The organism is Kineosporia rhizophila (genome assembly GCF_021277265.1).
Classification (GTDB): Bacteria; Actinomycetota; Actinomycetes; order Actinomycetales; family Kineosporiaceae; genus Kineosporia; species Kineosporia rhizophila.
In genome coordinates, this window is sequence record NZ_JAJSOH010000007.1 from 144622 (window position 1) to 159295 (window position 14674).

Here is a 14674-nt window from a genome sequence, read left to right on the forward strand (position 1 = left end):
TCAGTCATGAGCGGCACGAGCGGGACGAGCACCGTCACCACCGAGGTCGTGATGCCCGGCCCGATCGAGCCCGCGGGTCTGCAGGTGCAGGCTCGTGACCTGCCCGCACCCGCCGCCGGGCAGGTGCTGCTGCGGATGGAGGCCACCGGGGTCTCCTTCGCCGAGCAGCAGATGCGCCGCGGCCGCTACTACGACCAGCCCACCTTCCCGTTCGTGCCGGGCTACGACGTGGTCGGCACCGCGGTGGCGGTCGGCCCGAGGGTTGCGGCCGAGACGGTCGGCCGGCGCTTCGCCGCCATCACCAAGATCGGAGGCTGGGCCAGTCACCTGCTGATCGAGGCGGCCGACCTGATGCCGGTGCCCGAGGGCCTCGACCCGGCCGAGGTGGAGACGCTGATCATCAACGGCATCACCGCCTGGCAGATGCTGCACCGCACCGCCAAGGTCCGCCCCGGCGGCACGATCGTGGTGCTCGGCGCCAACGGAGGTGTCGGGTCGGTGCTGGTGCAGATCGCCCGCGCGGCGAACATGACGGTGATCGGTACCGCCGCGGCCCGCCACCACGACGCGGTGCGGGCCCTGGGGGCCACCCCGGTCGACTACCGGGACGCGGACGCCTACGAGCAGATCCGGGCCCTGGCCCCCGAAGGGGTGGATGCGGTGTTCGACCACATCGCCGGCGAGAACCTGGTCAAGTCGTGGAAGCTGCTGCGCAAGGGCGGCTACCTGTGCGTGTACGGCAACGCCGCCACGGTGAACGACGAGGGCGGCAACTTCTGGCCCACCATGGCGCTGGTCAGCAGGCTCATGCTGTGGAACTACCTGCCCAACCGCCGTGGGGCCAGCTTCTTCAGCATCTGGGCGGGTAAGACGATCACCCCCAAGGCCTTCCGGGCCCGCCGTCGTGAAGACCTGGCCCAGCTACTGCAGTTGCTGGCCGACCAGGAGGTAAAGCCGCAGATCGCCGCGCGGTTCCCGCTCTCGGCGGCCACCGACGCCATGCTGCTGGCCGAGTCGCGCACGGTGATGGGCAAGGTCGTGCTCACTCCCGACGCGTGAGGTTCTGCAACCGGCAGAACCCGGTTGCCTACGAGCAGAACCATTGGCCAGAGGACGATTTCGCGCACCAGGATGGTCGGCATCCGGTTCGCGGAAGGTGGAGTCTTGTCTCATTGGCTGGTGCTGTCCAACCCCACGTTCCGGCGTCTGGCGCCGGGAATGGCCCTGTCCTACCTGGGAGACGGCATCGCGGTGGTGGCGGTGGTGCTTCTGGCGCAGGAACTCACCGCCAACGCCACACTGGTGGGGCTGGCGGTCACCGCGTCGTCGTTGCCGGGCGCGGTCGGGGCGCTGGTGCTGGGGCGGTTCCTGCAGGGGCGCAGCGGCGCGGAGCTGGCGTTCGGGGACGCAGCCTGGCGGTTCCTCACCCTGGGCTCGATCCCACTGGCCCACGTGGCCGGGGTGCTGGACATCGGCCTGTGCATCGGGCTGCTGGCGGCCTCGTCGGTGTTGCACTCGTGGGGCTCGGCCGGCCGCTTCACCCTGATCGCCGAGATCCTGCCGCAACGCCAGCACCTGGCCGGCAACTCCCTGCTGGCCATCCTTTCCGAAGCCGGCACGATCGCCGGCCCGCCGGTGGCCGCGCTCCTGCTCGTGTTCTGGAGCCCGGCCGGGGCCATCGCGCTCGACGCCCTGACCTTCGGCGTCCTGGCCCTGTCCTACTACCTCGTCCGGATCCCGGCCCGGATTGCGCCCCCGCCCAGCGCCTCCCGTCTGAGCGGTCTGGCCGTGGTCCGGCAGACCCCGGCGCTGCTCGGCCTGATCGCTCTCAGCGCAGTGTTCTTCTTCCTGTTCGGCCCGGTCTACGTGGCCCTGCCCACCCTCGTGCAGCAGCCCGACGGCACGGCCCTCGCCCTGGCCACCTTCTACAGCGCCTTCGGGATCGGCGCGGTGCTCGGTGGCCTGATCACCCCCTACCTGAGCGGGTTCTCGCCGTGGTTGATCACCGTGGCCGGTGTGCTGACGGCCGGGCTGGGCCTGCTGCCGTTGGGGCTGGGAGCTGCGACACCAGCGTCCATTGTCGGTTTCGCACTGGTCGGTCTGAGCTGGGCGCCCTACCAGGCCACCTCGATCGCGCTGTACCAGCGCCTGGCCCCGGCCGAACGGCTGGCCCAGGTGCTGGCCGTCGACAGCGCGGTAGCGCTACTGGCCGTGCCGGCCGGAACGGCTCTGGGTGGGCTGGCCGTCGAGTACGGGGGAGCACAGGGCACTTTGCTGGCCTGTGCGGTGGGCCTGGTGGCGCTGGCCGGGGTGGCGGCTCTGCTGGTGCGTCAGAAGCTGTTCTCGGGGCCGGGGAACGAACCGGACTTGACGTCGTCCCGGTAGGCGGCAGCCCCCTGCAAGAGGACGCTGCGCAGGTCGGCGTACTGCTTGACGAACCGGGGCAGCTTGCCGGTGTTCAGGCCGAAGGCGTCCTGCCAGACCAGCACCTGGCCGTCGGTGCCGTTGCCGGCGCCGATCCCGATCGTCGGGATGCTCAGCTCCTGGGTGATCTTCGCGGCCAGTTCGGCCGGGACCATCTCCATCAGCACCGCGAACGCTCCCGCCTCCTGGGCGGCCAGCGCGTCCTGTCGCACCCGTTCGGCCGCGTCGGCCCGTCCCTGTACGCGGTAACCGCCCAGGGCGTGCTCGTACTGCGGGGTGAAACCGATGTGGGCGCAGACCGGGATGCCGCCCTGAGTGAGCCGCTCGATCTGCGGGGCCATGGCGGCGCCGCCCTCGAGCTTGACCGCGGCCACCCCCGCCTCCTTCATGAACCGGGCGGCGGTGTCCCAGGCCTGCTCCGGTGAACCCTGGTAGGAGCCGAAGGGCAGGTCACCCATCACCAGGGCCCGCCCGGCCGCCTGGGCGACGGCGCGGGCCAGCGGGATCAGCTCGTCCACGGTGACCGGCAGTGAGGTGCGGTGGCCGTAGACGTTGTTCGCCGCCGAGTCCCCGACCAGCAGCAGATCGATGCCCGCCTCGTCGAAGACCTGCGCGGTGTACATGTCGTAGGCGGTGAGCATGGTGAACTTCTCGCCACGCTGCTTCATCTCGAGCAGGTGGTGGGTGCGGACCCGCTTCACCGGCCGGGTTCCGGACGTGCTGGCGGTTGCCGGTGTTCCGGAGCCGTAGGGAGCGGGTTCCTCGGTGCTGGCCATGACTTCTTTCGCGGTACGTCTGTTCCCGACAGTGACGCCCGAGCCTAGCAACCACGAACGTCAGCTCTCCGTGGCCGGCGTGCCCGCCCCGTTCGGCGGTGTTGCGCCACCCCCGCTCATTCCGGTGGACGCCTGCTGGGAGGCGCTGCCCGCGTAGTCGTTGCTCGGATCGCGGTAGATCGTGTGGATGTGCCCCCAGCCGGCGGTGGTGACCCCGTCGACGTCGGCGCCGGCCGAGCCCTGCTGGCTGGCCAGCTCGATGTACACGTCCGGGCCGGAGATCTGGTAGTAGATCCCCCCGCCCGACGTCATGTCGTAGGTGGTCGCGCCCGACCAGCTCACGTAGGTCTCGTCCAGGGTGGCCTCGATCTCGGCCAGCGCCGCGTCGGTGGTCTCCTCGTCGGACAGGCCGACCCAGTTGGCGATCACCTGCAGCAGCAGTTCCCGCTGCTCGTCGGTGAGGTCGGCGCCGGAGATCCCGGTGCCGGTGGGGTAGTCACAGGTGCTGCCGGCCGCGCAGACCAGGTCGGAGACGTCCTCGCTCTGGTAGAGGGTGGCCTGCTGCTCCTCGGTCAGGCTGTCGTAGAAGGCGAAGGCGTCCTCGTACATCCCGGCCAGGGGCTGGACCTCTTCGCCGTCCTCGTTGGTGTACACGGCGGGCTGGGAGCCGAGGTGGGTGGGGGCGAAGGTGATCTCGCCGGCCGAGTCGGCCGAGCCGTCCAGGGTGGCGTTGATGCCCAGGTGGTGCCCGCCGAACTGGATCTCGTAGGCGGAGTCGGTGGAGGCCTCGCCGAAGAAGGCGATGTAGTACTGGCCCAGCGAATCCTCGGTGGAACTGCTGTTCTCGGCCAGGAACTCGTCGCCGCCGATGATGCCGGTGACGGTTGCGTAGCCCTCGTCGCTCAGCAGGGCCTCGAGCACCTTCATCGCGGCGGCCTGCTGCTCCTCGGTGAGGTCGTTCAGGTTCAGGCCGGCCCGCTGCACGAAGGTCACCGGGAAGTTCGACCAGGACGTGGTTTTCGTCTCGTCGTCGTAGTCGTACAGCACCGTCTCGCGCTGCTCGTCCGAGAGCGTCTCCAGGAAGGCCTCCACCGCGGCCGTGGTTTCGGCGATGGTCTCCGCGGTGGTGCTGGAGTCGGTGCTCTCATCGGCCGCCGAGATCGTCGAGATCGAAGCGCCCGAGCTGGAACTGACCGCTGAGGTGGTGGTGGCGTCGGCCGCGGAGGCGCAGCCGCCTAGGGCGAGCGCGCCGGCCAGGATCATCGAGGCGAAGGACAGGGACTTGCGCTGACGAGTGGTCCGGGTCGTTGTCATGGAAAGACAGTCGCAGTCACCGATCCACGCGTTCTGAACGTTTCCTGTGCGCCTGCTATGCCACGTGACGCGGGCGGTTCTGCTGACGCGCCCGCAGCACCTCGATCGCGACCGGGATCACCGAGACGGCGACCACGGCGATCAGCATCAGCTCGATGTGGTCCTTCACCACGGCGATCTGTCCCAGCTGGTGCCCCAGCAGGGTGACGCCGCCACCCCAGAGCACGCCGCCGATCACGTTGCAGACCAGGAAGGTGCGGTAGTCCATCCGGCCGGCTCCGGCCACGATCGGGGTGAAGGTGCGCACGACCGGCACGAACCGGGCCAGAATGATCGAGCGGGCGCCGTAGGTGGCCAGGAACTCGTGGGCCCGGGTCAGGTTCTCCTGCTTGAACAGGCGCGAGTCGGGCCGGCGGAAGAGGGCCGGGCCGAACTTGCGGCCGAAGAGGTAGCCGAACTGGTCACCGGCCACGGCCGCGACCGCCACCAGCAGGCAGACCAGCCAGAGCGGCTGGTGCAGGTAGGTGCCCTCGGCCACCAGCAGGCCGGTGGTGAACAGCAGCGAGTCGCCCGGCAGGAAGAAACCGATCAGCAGGCCGGACTCGGCGAACACGACGGCCAGGATGCCCAGGAGCCCGAAGGTGGAGATCAGGTGCTCCGGGGCGAGAAAAGACAGCATGACCCCCAGCCTGCACCGCACACCCTGAACGGGACCTGACTGCGAGGGGCCCGACATCGACAAATCGGGCACACTGGGCCAGTGGTGAACGTCTCCTACGACCCTTGGCCGCCAGCCCCGATCAGCACCGAACGGCTGCTCCTAAGAGCGTCCCGCCCCTCCGACCGGGAGCGGTTCCAGAAACTGTTCGGCTCGGCGGAGGTGGGCGCCTACGTCGGCGGCCCTCAGCCGGCGGACGAACTGGAACGACTGCCCGAGGTGCCCGGACAGCGTCCCGGCGTCTTCGTGGTCGATCTCGACGGAGTCATGATCGGCCTGGTGATGCTGGAACGCCGCAACCTGGGCCCGGCCGACCGCGTCCGGCCCGAGAACGGCGAGGTGGATCTGGGCTACCTCTTCCTGCCCGAGTTCTGGGGGATGGGCTTCGCCGCCGAGGCATGCACCGCGGCCCTGACCTGGTTCGACGAGGTGTTCCCGGGTGAGCCGGTGGTGCTGTGCACTCAGACCGCCAACCAGCGTTCGCTGAGTCTGGCCACCCGGCTCGGCTTCGTCGAGGTGCAGAGGTATCAGAAATTCGGCTCTGAGCAGTGGTTCGGCGTCCGGGCCGCTGCGAGTGCGCCGCCCGGCCGTTGACAGCCTCGGCATTGCGGGGACCTTCACCCGCCATTCACCGCACAACGCCCGGCGGGCCCGCCGGATTCGCCTAACGTCGAGAAGGTGGTGAAACCCGGCCACGTCCTCAGCACCCCGCTGGCCCAAGGGAGGCGCACGTGATTCATCCGCTGGAGCTGGACCCGATCGAGACCGCCTCCCGCGACGAACTGCGCGACCTGCAACTGCGCCGGCTCCAGTGGTCACTGCGGCACGCCTACGACAACGTGCCCTTCTACCGCCGCTCGTTCGAGGCCGCCGGAGTGCACCCCGACGACTGCCGCACCCTGGAAGACCTGGCCCGCTTCCCCTTCACCACCAAGGAAGACCTGCGCCAGGCCTACCCCTTCGGCATGCTGGCGGTGCCCCGTGAGCAACTGAGCCGCGTACACGCGTCCTCAGGTACTACCGGCCGGCCGACCGTGGTGGGTTACACCCGCCGCGACATCGACACCTGGTCCGACCTGATGGCCCGCTCACTGCGGGCAGCCGGCGCCCACCCCGGCGACCTGGTGCACATTGCTTACGGTTACGGGCTTTTCACCGGCGGCCTCGGTGCCCACTACGGCGCCGAGCGCCTCGGCTGCACCGTAGTTCCGGTGTCCGGCGGCATGACCGAACGCCAGGTACGGCTGATCGCCGACCTACGCCCCGAGGTCATCATGGCCACCCCCTCCTACCTGCTCACAATTTTGGACGAGTGTGACCGCCAGGGTTTCGATCCCCGGAAAGCGTCGTTGCGGGTAGGAGTGCTCGGAGCCGAACCGTGGACCGAGAGCATGCGGCGGGAGGTGGAAGAACGCTTCGACATGCATGCCGTCGACATCTACGGCCTGTCCGAAGTCATGGGCCCGGGCGTGGCCCAGGAATGCGTGGAGACCAAGGACGGCCCGCACATCTGGGAAGACCACTTCTACCCCGAAATCGTCGACCCGGCATCGGATTCGGTGCTGGGAGACGGCGAGGCCGGGGAACTGGTGTTCACCTCCCTGACCAAGGAGGCCCTCCCGATCATCCGCTACCGCACCCGCGACCTGAGCCAACTGCTGCCCGGCACTGCCCGCACCATGCGGCGCATGGCCAAGGTCACCGGCCGCAGCGACGACATGATGATCGTGCACGGCGTCAACGTCTTCCCCAGCCAGATCGAGGAAATCATTCTGCGCGTGCCCGGCCTCGCCCCGCACTACGAGTGCGTGCTCCAGCGCCCGGGCCGCCTGGACGAGCTCACCGTGCGCGTCGAGGCCCGCACCGCCCTGAACGAGACCCAGAGTTCCCAGCGGGCAACCACTCTCAGTTCGGTGGTGAAGGAAAGCATCGGGGTGTCGGTGAAGGTGGACCTGCTGCCGCCGGGTGGGCTGGAGCGCTCGACCGGCAAGGCCCGGCGGGTCGTGGATCTCAGGACGAATATGGAGGCCGGTTGACCGGTGTCGACGTCGTAGGCGAAGAGGTCCCGGTCCACCCGGACCGGGACGAAGGTGGGGCTCTGCGGGAGAATGCCCAGATGCAGGGACACGAGGAATCCAGGATCAACCTTCCCGAGCCCTTCGAGGTGATTCCGGGCCTGTCGCCCATCGACGGACTCGTGGCCGTCAACGCCGTGATGTCCTATGACGAGCACCGTCGGTATCAGGTGGTTGTCGGTACCCCGCAGGGCCCGGTGACCAGCAGGGTCTACACCCGCTACGCCCAGACGCAGCATGTGGTGGAGGAGATCGTCAGGCCCTTCCCCGAGGTCGGGCCCGAGATCCGAGTTCAGGTCGACATCACCGCCCCGGAGCCCTCGTGGCTGTCGGTCGGTCAGCCGGTCCTGGTCCGCGCCGACAGCACGCAACCCGGTCGTGAGGCCGCGCCGGGCTGGATCGGGGCCTTCCTGGAGGGCGGTGTCTGGGTGATGGGTGTCGGAGGTCGCGAGGACGCCTTGTTCGGAGCGGACGAACTGGGCGACGAGGCCGAGCTGACCTCCGGGCAGCGGGCCCAGATCAACGCTGCCGTTCAGCGAGCCCAAGACACCTTCACCGTCGAAGTCCGACACACCTTTGACGCCGATCGCCGCTACCGCCTCAGCCTGGACACCCCCGACGGCCCGGTGACGAGCGAACCGCTGGCCCGCACGAGGGAGTCGGGCCCGACCGCCGCACGCATGGTTGCGGCGGCCTACGGTGACGCCCCCGCGGTGCCCTGCATCAGCAGCCAGCGCCCGCCGTGGCTGTCGCACGGACAACCCGTCATCATCCGGGGACAAGTAGCGACGGGGATCGGCGAGACGACGTCGGAGGCCGGGGACGAGTCGTTCGGCTGGATCGGCGGATTCGTCCAGGGGGGCGTCTACGTCAACGATCTGGGCAACGAGGACGGCTGGGGAATCTATCCACCGGAGGACCTCGACGACTCCCGGAAGCTGACCCCTGAGCAGTTGGCCCAGGTCGAGGAGTCGAAGCGGTTGCATGCAGCGAGACCCAGCCGCCAGCAGCAGTAGCGCGTGTTCCGGATGACTGAGTGGGGTACTGCGGTCCTGAACAACAGGCAGTGGCAAGTGCTCATACTGCGTCACCACAGTGCATCCGGATTCTTTGTCGGTGCCGCCGCACTTGTGGCACCACCGCCCAAACCTTTTCGGGCATTTCGTCCGTCTTGGGTCGCTGAGTTCATGACTGAATAGAATCGGCCGGTGATTGTGGGGCGAGGCGCAGAGCTGGCGGCACTGTCAGCTCTAGTGAACGGTGCTGCGGCGGGCCGCGGTGGCGCGCTGATCTTGCGGGGCGAGGCCGGAGTGGGCAAGTCCACTTTGCTGGAGGAGGCTGGTGAGGAAGCCGGCCGGGCGGGGCTGCGCGTCCTGAACACTGCTGGAGTTCAGGCCGAAGTGCACATTCCGTACGCGGCGGTGCATCGCCTGCTGTACGCGGCGCCCGATCTGCTGGATGCTGCTCAGGTCATTCTGGAGGCGCCGGACACGGTCCCGTTCCGCGTCGCGACCCTGATGCTCGCCGCAATTGCCGAAGCTGGCGTTCCGGTTCTGATGACCGTCGACGACCTGCAATGGGTTGACGAGAGCAGCTGGGTGGCACTGGCTTTTGTGGCCCGTCGGCTGAACGGTGTGCCGACGGCGATGGTGCTGACCGCGCGTGACGGCGGTGAGGTCGAGCGGCGCCTGAATGCGGTGGCTCTGCCGGAGCGACGGCTCGAGCCACTGTCGGAGACCGATGCGCAGACAGTTCTGACGCACGTGGCGCCGCAGCTGTCCGGTGTCCTGCGCGCCCAGGTGCTCGACACCGCCGCCGGCAACCCGTTGGGCCTGGTCGAGCTGGGGAGCGCTGCCCTGAGGTCAGTAGGCCCGGCCGCGCTGTCCGGCTCCGTTCCGCTGAGCGAGCGGCTGGAAAGAACCTTCTCCGGGCTGGTGGGCGAGCTACCCGCGACCACCAGGGCCATGTTGGTGGTCGCTGCCCTGGACGACGGTGACGACGTGGACGAAATCGTCCGGGCTACCGGCGTCGTCATCAACGGTCCCGCCGATCACGCGGATCTGGAGCCTGCTGAGCAGACCCGCCTGGTCCAGGTCGATCAGCAGCTGCGCCTGAGGTTTCGGCATCCGTTGCTGCGCTCGGCGTTACAGCACACCGCGGCTACCGCTCAGCTCCGGCAGGTGCACGCAGCTCTGGCTCACGTGCTCACCGCTGAACCAGAACGGGCATTGTGGCACCGGGCGGCTGCTGCGGACCGCCCCGACGAGTTGCTGGCCGTCGCCCTCGAGGACGCTGCGGCCCGGGCCCGGCACCGACAGGCTCCGGGGATCGCGCAGACCGCGTTCGAACGGGCGGCCCGGCTCAGTCAGCATCCCGCCGCGCGCGCCCAGCGCCTGATGGCTGCCTCCGACATGGCCTTGGAACAGGGCGATTTCGCCGCAACCGCTCGGCTCCTGGCCGAGATCCGGCCGCAAGATCTGTCGGTAGGTGAGCGGGCTGTCTACGAACTCGACGTCGAAGCCCTGTACGCCACCCACTGGTCCGGCGGGCAGCGGCTGATCAGGGCGGCGGACGCGGTCGAGACGTTGGTCGAGAACGGTGATGTGGTCAGAGCGGTAGTACTGGTGGACCGGATCTCGCTACGCGCGCACTACTCCGAACCTGACCCGGTCGCCGTGAAGCGTCTGGTCGCGGCGATCGACCGGGCCATGTCGGTCTCGGGCGACCCGCTGCTCATCGGCGCCCTGGCACTGATCGCGCCCCTGGCCCGGGGGCCCTACTGTCGTCCGCTGATCCGGGAGCTGCTGGCCCGCGGCGGGACTGATCCGTACGCCACCCACCAGCTGGGACTGGCCGCCGCAGTTCTCGGCGACACCCCCACCGGGTTCACCCTGCAGGCGATGGCCCAGGTCGGGCTGCGGGAACAGGGACGCCTGGGTGTCCTCTACCGGGCCCGGATCAGTCAGGCAGTGGGGGCCACCTACCTGGGAGACGCCCGCACCGCCATGATGTTGATGCCCGAGGTTCAGGAGCTGGCCCGGGACGTCAGGGCGCCGAACTGGATCCCGACCACCTGCACGGCAGCGGGGGCCGCCCACGCGTTACGTGGAGAGGTCAGTGAGGCTCACGAACAGGCCGCAGCAGCCGAATCGATGCTGCTGGCCTACGGCCGCAACCCGCTGCTGGCCGGAGTGCGTCAGGTGCGCGGGCTGGCGGCCCTGGCCGACGGGCGTTTCGAGGAGGCGTTCTCCGAGCTGTGCCGCATCTTCGACGAGGCGGACGACGGCTTCCACCCCTACACCGGTCACCATCTGCTGGGCTTCGTCGTGGAGGCAGCGGCCGGTTGCGGCGCCACCACTCAGCTGCGTCGGCTGGTCGCCGGGCTCGCCCCGGTCGCCGAGCTCGGGCGTTCGCCGGCCCTGATGGTCGGGCTGGGCTACGCCGAGGCTGTGCTGGCCGACACCGCCGAGGCCTACGACCAGGCAGTCGGCGAAGACCTGACCGGCTGGCCGTTCGAGCAGGCCCGCCGCCAGCACGCCTACGGAGTCTGGCTGCGCCGCCACCGCCGACCCGCCGAATCCCGTCCCCTGCTGCGCGCGGCCGCCGCCACCTTCGACTCTCTGGGCGCCCTGGCCTGGGCCGAGCGCTCCCGTAACGAACTGCGCGCCACCGGCGAGTCGCTGCGCCGGACCAGCCGCGACGAGGAAGGTGTCACCGCCCTCACCCCGCAGGAGACCCAGATCGCCCGGCTGGCCGCCGAAGGGCTCAGCACCCGGGAGATCGCCGAGCGCCTGTTCCTGTCACCACGCACCGTCTCCACCCACCTCTCGCGGATCTATCGCAAGCTCGGCATCCGCTCCCGCTCGGAACTCGGCCGGGTTCTGCCGAGTACGTAGTTCGACGTACGCGATCCGAGCGGCACGGGCCCTAGCGTCGACGGCGCCCACAGCACGTCCCATATCGAAAGTGCAGACCCATGAGTTTCGTGACCACCTCCGACGGCACCCAGATCTTCTACAAGGACTGGGGAACCGGCCGTCCCGTCGTTCTCTCCCACGGCTGGCCGCTGAACTCCGACAGCTGGGAGGCCCAGCAGCTGTTTCTGGCCGAGAACGGCTACCGGGTCGTCGCGCACGACCGGCGCGGTCACGGCCGTTCCACCCAGAGCTGGACCGGCAACGAGATGAACACCTACGCCGACGACCTGGCCGCCGTGATCGAGCACCTGGACCTGCAGGAGGTCACCCTGGTGGGATTCTCCACCGGCGGCGGTGAGATCACCCGCTACATGGGCCGTCACGGCACTGCCCGGGTGGCCCAGGCGGTGCTGGTCTCCGCGGTTCCCCCGCTGATGCTGCGCCGCGAGGACAACCCGGGTGGGCTGCCCATCGAGGTGTTCGACGGTCTGCGGGCCGGCTCGCTGGCCGACCGCTCGCAGCTGTACCAGGACCTGGCCGACGGCCCGTTCTTCAACCACCCCACGAAGCCGGTCTCGGCCGGGGCCCGGGACTCGTTCTGGGCGCAGGGCATGGCCGCCGGGCACCGCAACGCCTACGAGTCGATCGCCGCGTTCTCGGCCACCGACTTCCGTGAGGACCTGGCCCGGATCGACGTGCCGACGCTGGTCGTGCACGGCGACGCCGACCAGGTGGTGCCGATCGAGGTCGGCGGTCAGGCCTCGGCCGCCCTGGTCAAGGACGCCCGCCTGCTGGTCTACCCCGACGGCCCGCACGGCATCACCGACACCCACAAGGAGCGCCTCGGCGACGACCTGCTCGCCTTCCTGAAGGAGTACAGCAGCTAAGTCAGTTAGTCACAGAATTTGGGGACGTCTGTGGGCACCGTGGCCACAGACGTCCTCTTCGGTGTCGGGGAGCGTTCGAAAACCAGTTTCGGGCCGGGCGACGGCTGGCTAGGTTCGCATCGTGCCCAAGGACGATCCGCGCAAGCCACTGGAACTGAGGTTCGAGATCCTGGCCACCGAGGAGCAGGCGATAGCCCTGCAGGACGTGGTGGGCGCGGCGATCTGCGGCGCGGACCTTTTGCACGACGGTCCCTGCCGCATCGCCTGGAGCGGGGGAGTGCGCACCGAACTGTCGAAGAAGGACCGGAAGTTCGTCTGGGAGAACCTGGGTCCGATCGACACCTGGCCCCAGGAGGCGGTGGACGAGTCGCTGGGAATCCCACACGAAGAACCCTGATGGTGCCGTGGCCGGGCCGGGACCCGGAACTGCTCGACCAGGCGCGGGCCGGGCGATCCGGGAGACGGCAGCCGGACGGCCCACCTGGCCGGACGCGAGGTGCGCCGACCGGGCGGGCCGTCAGGGCCGGTTGAGGGATCAGTCTTCGGGGGAGAAGACGCTGGGCGGGGGCGAGACGATGCTGGGTCGGGCGGCCAGGGTGGATTGGGCGCTCGGCTCGTCCGCGGTGACGAAGGGCTGGAAATCCCCTACGCACCTGAGGTTCTTGGCCGGGGCCTTCCCGGTCAGCAGGTAGGCCGAGACCGCTTCGTTGACGCAGGCGGAGGAGTTGTAGGCGGTGTGGCCCCAGCTGTCGCTGCTGATCAGGCGGCTGTTGGGCATCAGCTGGGCGGTGGAGACGGCTTCGGCGTGGTTGGTGGCCGGGTCGTAGGTGTTGCCGATGACCAGGACAGGGGCGGCGGTCCTGCGGGTGAAGGGGCCGCGGTAGGCGTCCTCGTCCTTGACCGTCCAGGTCTGGGTGGCGCACTGCACGGTGGTCCAGGCCCACTTGGCGCCGAAGTACTGGGCCCGCTTGTCCGCCGCTCGGGCCTGGGCCGGCCAGCTCGAGGCCTTGGCCGGGTGACGGGCGTCGGTGCAGGTGACAGCGGAGAACGCCTCGTCCGGATTGTCGTAGGGGAAACCGCGCCGGGGGCCGGGGGCCGGCTTCACCGCCGCGTGCGTGGCGTTGCGGGACTTGCGCAGTCGCTTGGTCGCCGCGGTGCGCTGAGCCTTGGTGGCGCCCGGGTCGGTGGCCTCCCACGTGCTCTGCAGGAGCGGGGGCAGCAGCATGACGCCGAAGACGTCGTAGAGCCCGGTGAGGCTGTCGTCGATCAGGTTGCTGAAGTCGTAGCGGGAGCCGTCCGGGAAGACGACGGGCTTCTTCTTCAGCCGCTTGGTCAGGGTGTCGAACTTGGCCACGGTCTTGCCGCCGGCGGCGAAGGGGCACGCTTCGACACCGGCCTTGCCGCAGCGCACCAGCAGTTCGCGCAGCGCCTTGTCGGCCCCCTCGGCGGAGTGCAGACGCTGGTCCTGGTTGAGCTTTCCGGTCTTCTTGGTGCCGGTCCAGGAGATCGGGTCGAGGACGCCGTCGATCGCGATGGCGCGGACCCGATCGGGGTAGAGGTTGGCGTACACCTCACCCAGGAACGTGCCGTAGGAGAAGCCGATGTAGGTCAGCTTCTTGTCGCCCACCGCGCGCCGCATGAGTTCCATGTCCCGGGCCACCTGCACGGTGGACATCGACCCGGCCAGCTTCTTGCCGGTGGTGGAACACTTCTGCCCCAGCTGCTCGGCTGAGGCGATCATCGCCTGCTGTTCCTTCTTGGTCTCGGGGTAGTAGTTGGCCGCCTTCAGGCCCTCCAGCCCGTTGCTCTGGGCCTTGTTGCTGGTGAAGCACTTGACCCGGGCGCTGGCCCCGACACCGCGCGGGTCGACGCCGATGATGTCGAACCGTTCCTGCAGGGCGGGATCGAAGAACTCGGCGGCGTTGGCGGCCACGTCGGTGGCGGAGCCGCTGGGCCCGCCGGGGTTGACGAACAGGCTGCCGATCCGCTTCTTCGGCTCGGTGGCCCGCGAACGCAGCAACGCGATCTCGGTCTTGGCGCCCTTGGGCTGGTCGTAGTCCAGTGGCACCTTCGCGGTGGCGCACTGCAGGTTCGGGGCGTAGCAGGAGTACCAGTCCAGTTCGGGGGTCTTGATCCTGTCCATCCGCCGGGCCTCGGCCTCGGACGTCCGGTCCGGCTCGGCCACGCTGCGGGCTGTCGATCTGGTGGTGGTGGCACTGGCCGAGGGGGCGGCCAGTGCCACCGTCCCTGAGGCAGCCATGGCCAGGGCCGCCACGAGCGATCCGGCGCGTGTGAACCTCATCAGAGTCCTTTCTCCTGCTGCGTGCGAGAGGAACCTCGCCGCAACCCTTGTCGGCGGGTGTTCGCCGCGCGGTTGCGGCGGTTTCGCTGCAGGAGAACTTACGAATAAGTGACGAAAGGGGCGTCAGCTTTTCGTCGGAGCGGGCCACAGTCATCCTTAAGGATGACCACCTGTGAGCGGTCGCTCGGGAAGGGACGGGAGCCGTCAGGGTGGCCTGCTCAAAGGCTCTCCCGCGGAACAGTTTCTGCTTCGCCGGACCGA

General features: G+C 69.1%; 12 protein-coding genes. 8 read left to right on the plus strand and 4 right to left on the minus strand.

Annotated features, from left to right (window positions below; translation table 11 throughout):
- Positions 1-6: 6 nt before the first annotated feature.
- Together LWF15_RS13075 and LWF15_RS13080 are read left to right on the plus strand one after the other, a co-directional pair.
- The gene (locus LWF15_RS13075; RefSeq protein WP_232810842.1) at positions 7-1059 is read left to right on the plus strand and encodes a medium chain dehydrogenase/reductase family protein; all 1053 of its coding nucleotides are present in this window, start codon (positions 7-9) and stop codon (positions 1057-1059) included.
- Between the two features lie 105 nt (positions 1060-1164).
- Positions 1165-2385 carry an MFS transporter gene (locus tag LWF15_RS13080; RefSeq protein WP_232810843.1) on the plus strand — a complete coding sequence of 407 codons (1221 nt, stop codon included), beginning with the start codon at positions 1165-1167 and terminating at the stop codon, positions 2383-2385.
- On the opposite strand, the gene panB is transcribed toward LWF15_RS13080, so the two are convergent.
- From panB to LWF15_RS13095, 3 genes are read right to left on the minus strand one after another with little or no spacing between them, the layout of a single operon-like run.
- The gene (gene panB / locus LWF15_RS13085) at positions 2331-3200 is read right to left on the minus strand and encodes a 3-methyl-2-oxobutanoate hydroxymethyltransferase (RefSeq protein ID WP_232810845.1); all 870 of its coding nucleotides are present in this window, start codon (positions 3198-3200) and stop codon (positions 2331-2333) included. The two genes, LWF15_RS13080 and panB, sit on opposite strands and share 55 nt — an antisense overlap.
- 60 nt (positions 3201-3260) lie before the next feature.
- A complete protein-coding gene (locus tag LWF15_RS13090; protein WP_232810847.1) occupies positions 3261-4514 on the minus strand; it encodes a DUF3500 domain-containing protein in 1254 nt (417 codons plus the stop codon).
- 55 nt (positions 4515-4569) lie between these two features.
- On the minus strand, positions 4570-5193 hold the full coding sequence (locus LWF15_RS13095) for a DedA family protein (protein WP_232810849.1): 624 nt from the start codon (positions 5191-5193) through the stop codon (positions 4570-4572).
- A gap of 81 nt (positions 5194-5274) precedes the next feature.
- Between LWF15_RS13095 and LWF15_RS13100 the strand changes: the two genes are divergently transcribed.
- The 6 genes from LWF15_RS13100 (at position 5275) to LWF15_RS13125 (ending at position 12508) form a co-directional block, all read left to right on the plus strand.
- On the plus strand, positions 5275-5826 hold the full coding sequence (locus tag LWF15_RS13100; protein ID WP_232810851.1) for a GNAT family N-acetyltransferase: 552 nt from the start codon (positions 5275-5277) through the stop codon (positions 5824-5826).
- A gap of 137 nt (positions 5827-5963) precedes the next feature.
- On the plus strand, positions 5964-7268 hold the full coding sequence (gene paaK / locus LWF15_RS13105) for a phenylacetate--CoA ligase PaaK (protein WP_232810853.1): 1305 nt from the start codon (positions 5964-5966) through the stop codon (positions 7266-7268).
- A complete protein-coding gene (locus LWF15_RS13110; RefSeq protein ID WP_232810855.1) occupies positions 7265-8323 on the plus strand; it encodes a hypothetical protein in 1059 nt (352 codons plus the stop codon). Before paaK ends, LWF15_RS13110 begins: the two co-directional genes overlap by 4 nt.
- Positions 8324-8515: 192 nt before the next feature.
- Positions 8516-11203: an AAA family ATPase gene (locus LWF15_RS37480; RefSeq protein ID WP_232810857.1), complete on the plus strand. Its 2688-nt coding sequence runs from the start codon at positions 8516-8518 to the stop codon at positions 11201-11203.
- A gap of 80 nt (positions 11204-11283) precedes the next feature.
- Complete coding sequence (locus LWF15_RS13120; RefSeq protein ID WP_232810859.1) at positions 11284-12111, plus strand: alpha/beta fold hydrolase; 828 nt, start codon at positions 11284-11286, stop codon at positions 12109-12111.
- Between the two features lie 121 nt (positions 12112-12232).
- Positions 12233-12508, plus strand: coding sequence for a hypothetical protein (locus LWF15_RS13125; RefSeq protein WP_232810861.1), 276 nt, complete (start codon positions 12233-12235; stop codon positions 12506-12508).
- Between the two features lie 138 nt (positions 12509-12646).
- Here LWF15_RS13125 and LWF15_RS13130 read toward each other — a convergent pair whose 3' ends face one another.
- The gene (locus LWF15_RS13130; RefSeq protein ID WP_232810863.1) at positions 12647-14413 is read right to left on the minus strand and encodes an alpha/beta hydrolase; all 1767 of its coding nucleotides are present in this window, start codon (positions 14411-14413) and stop codon (positions 12647-12649) included.
- Between the last annotated feature and the right edge of the window lie 261 nt (positions 14414-14674).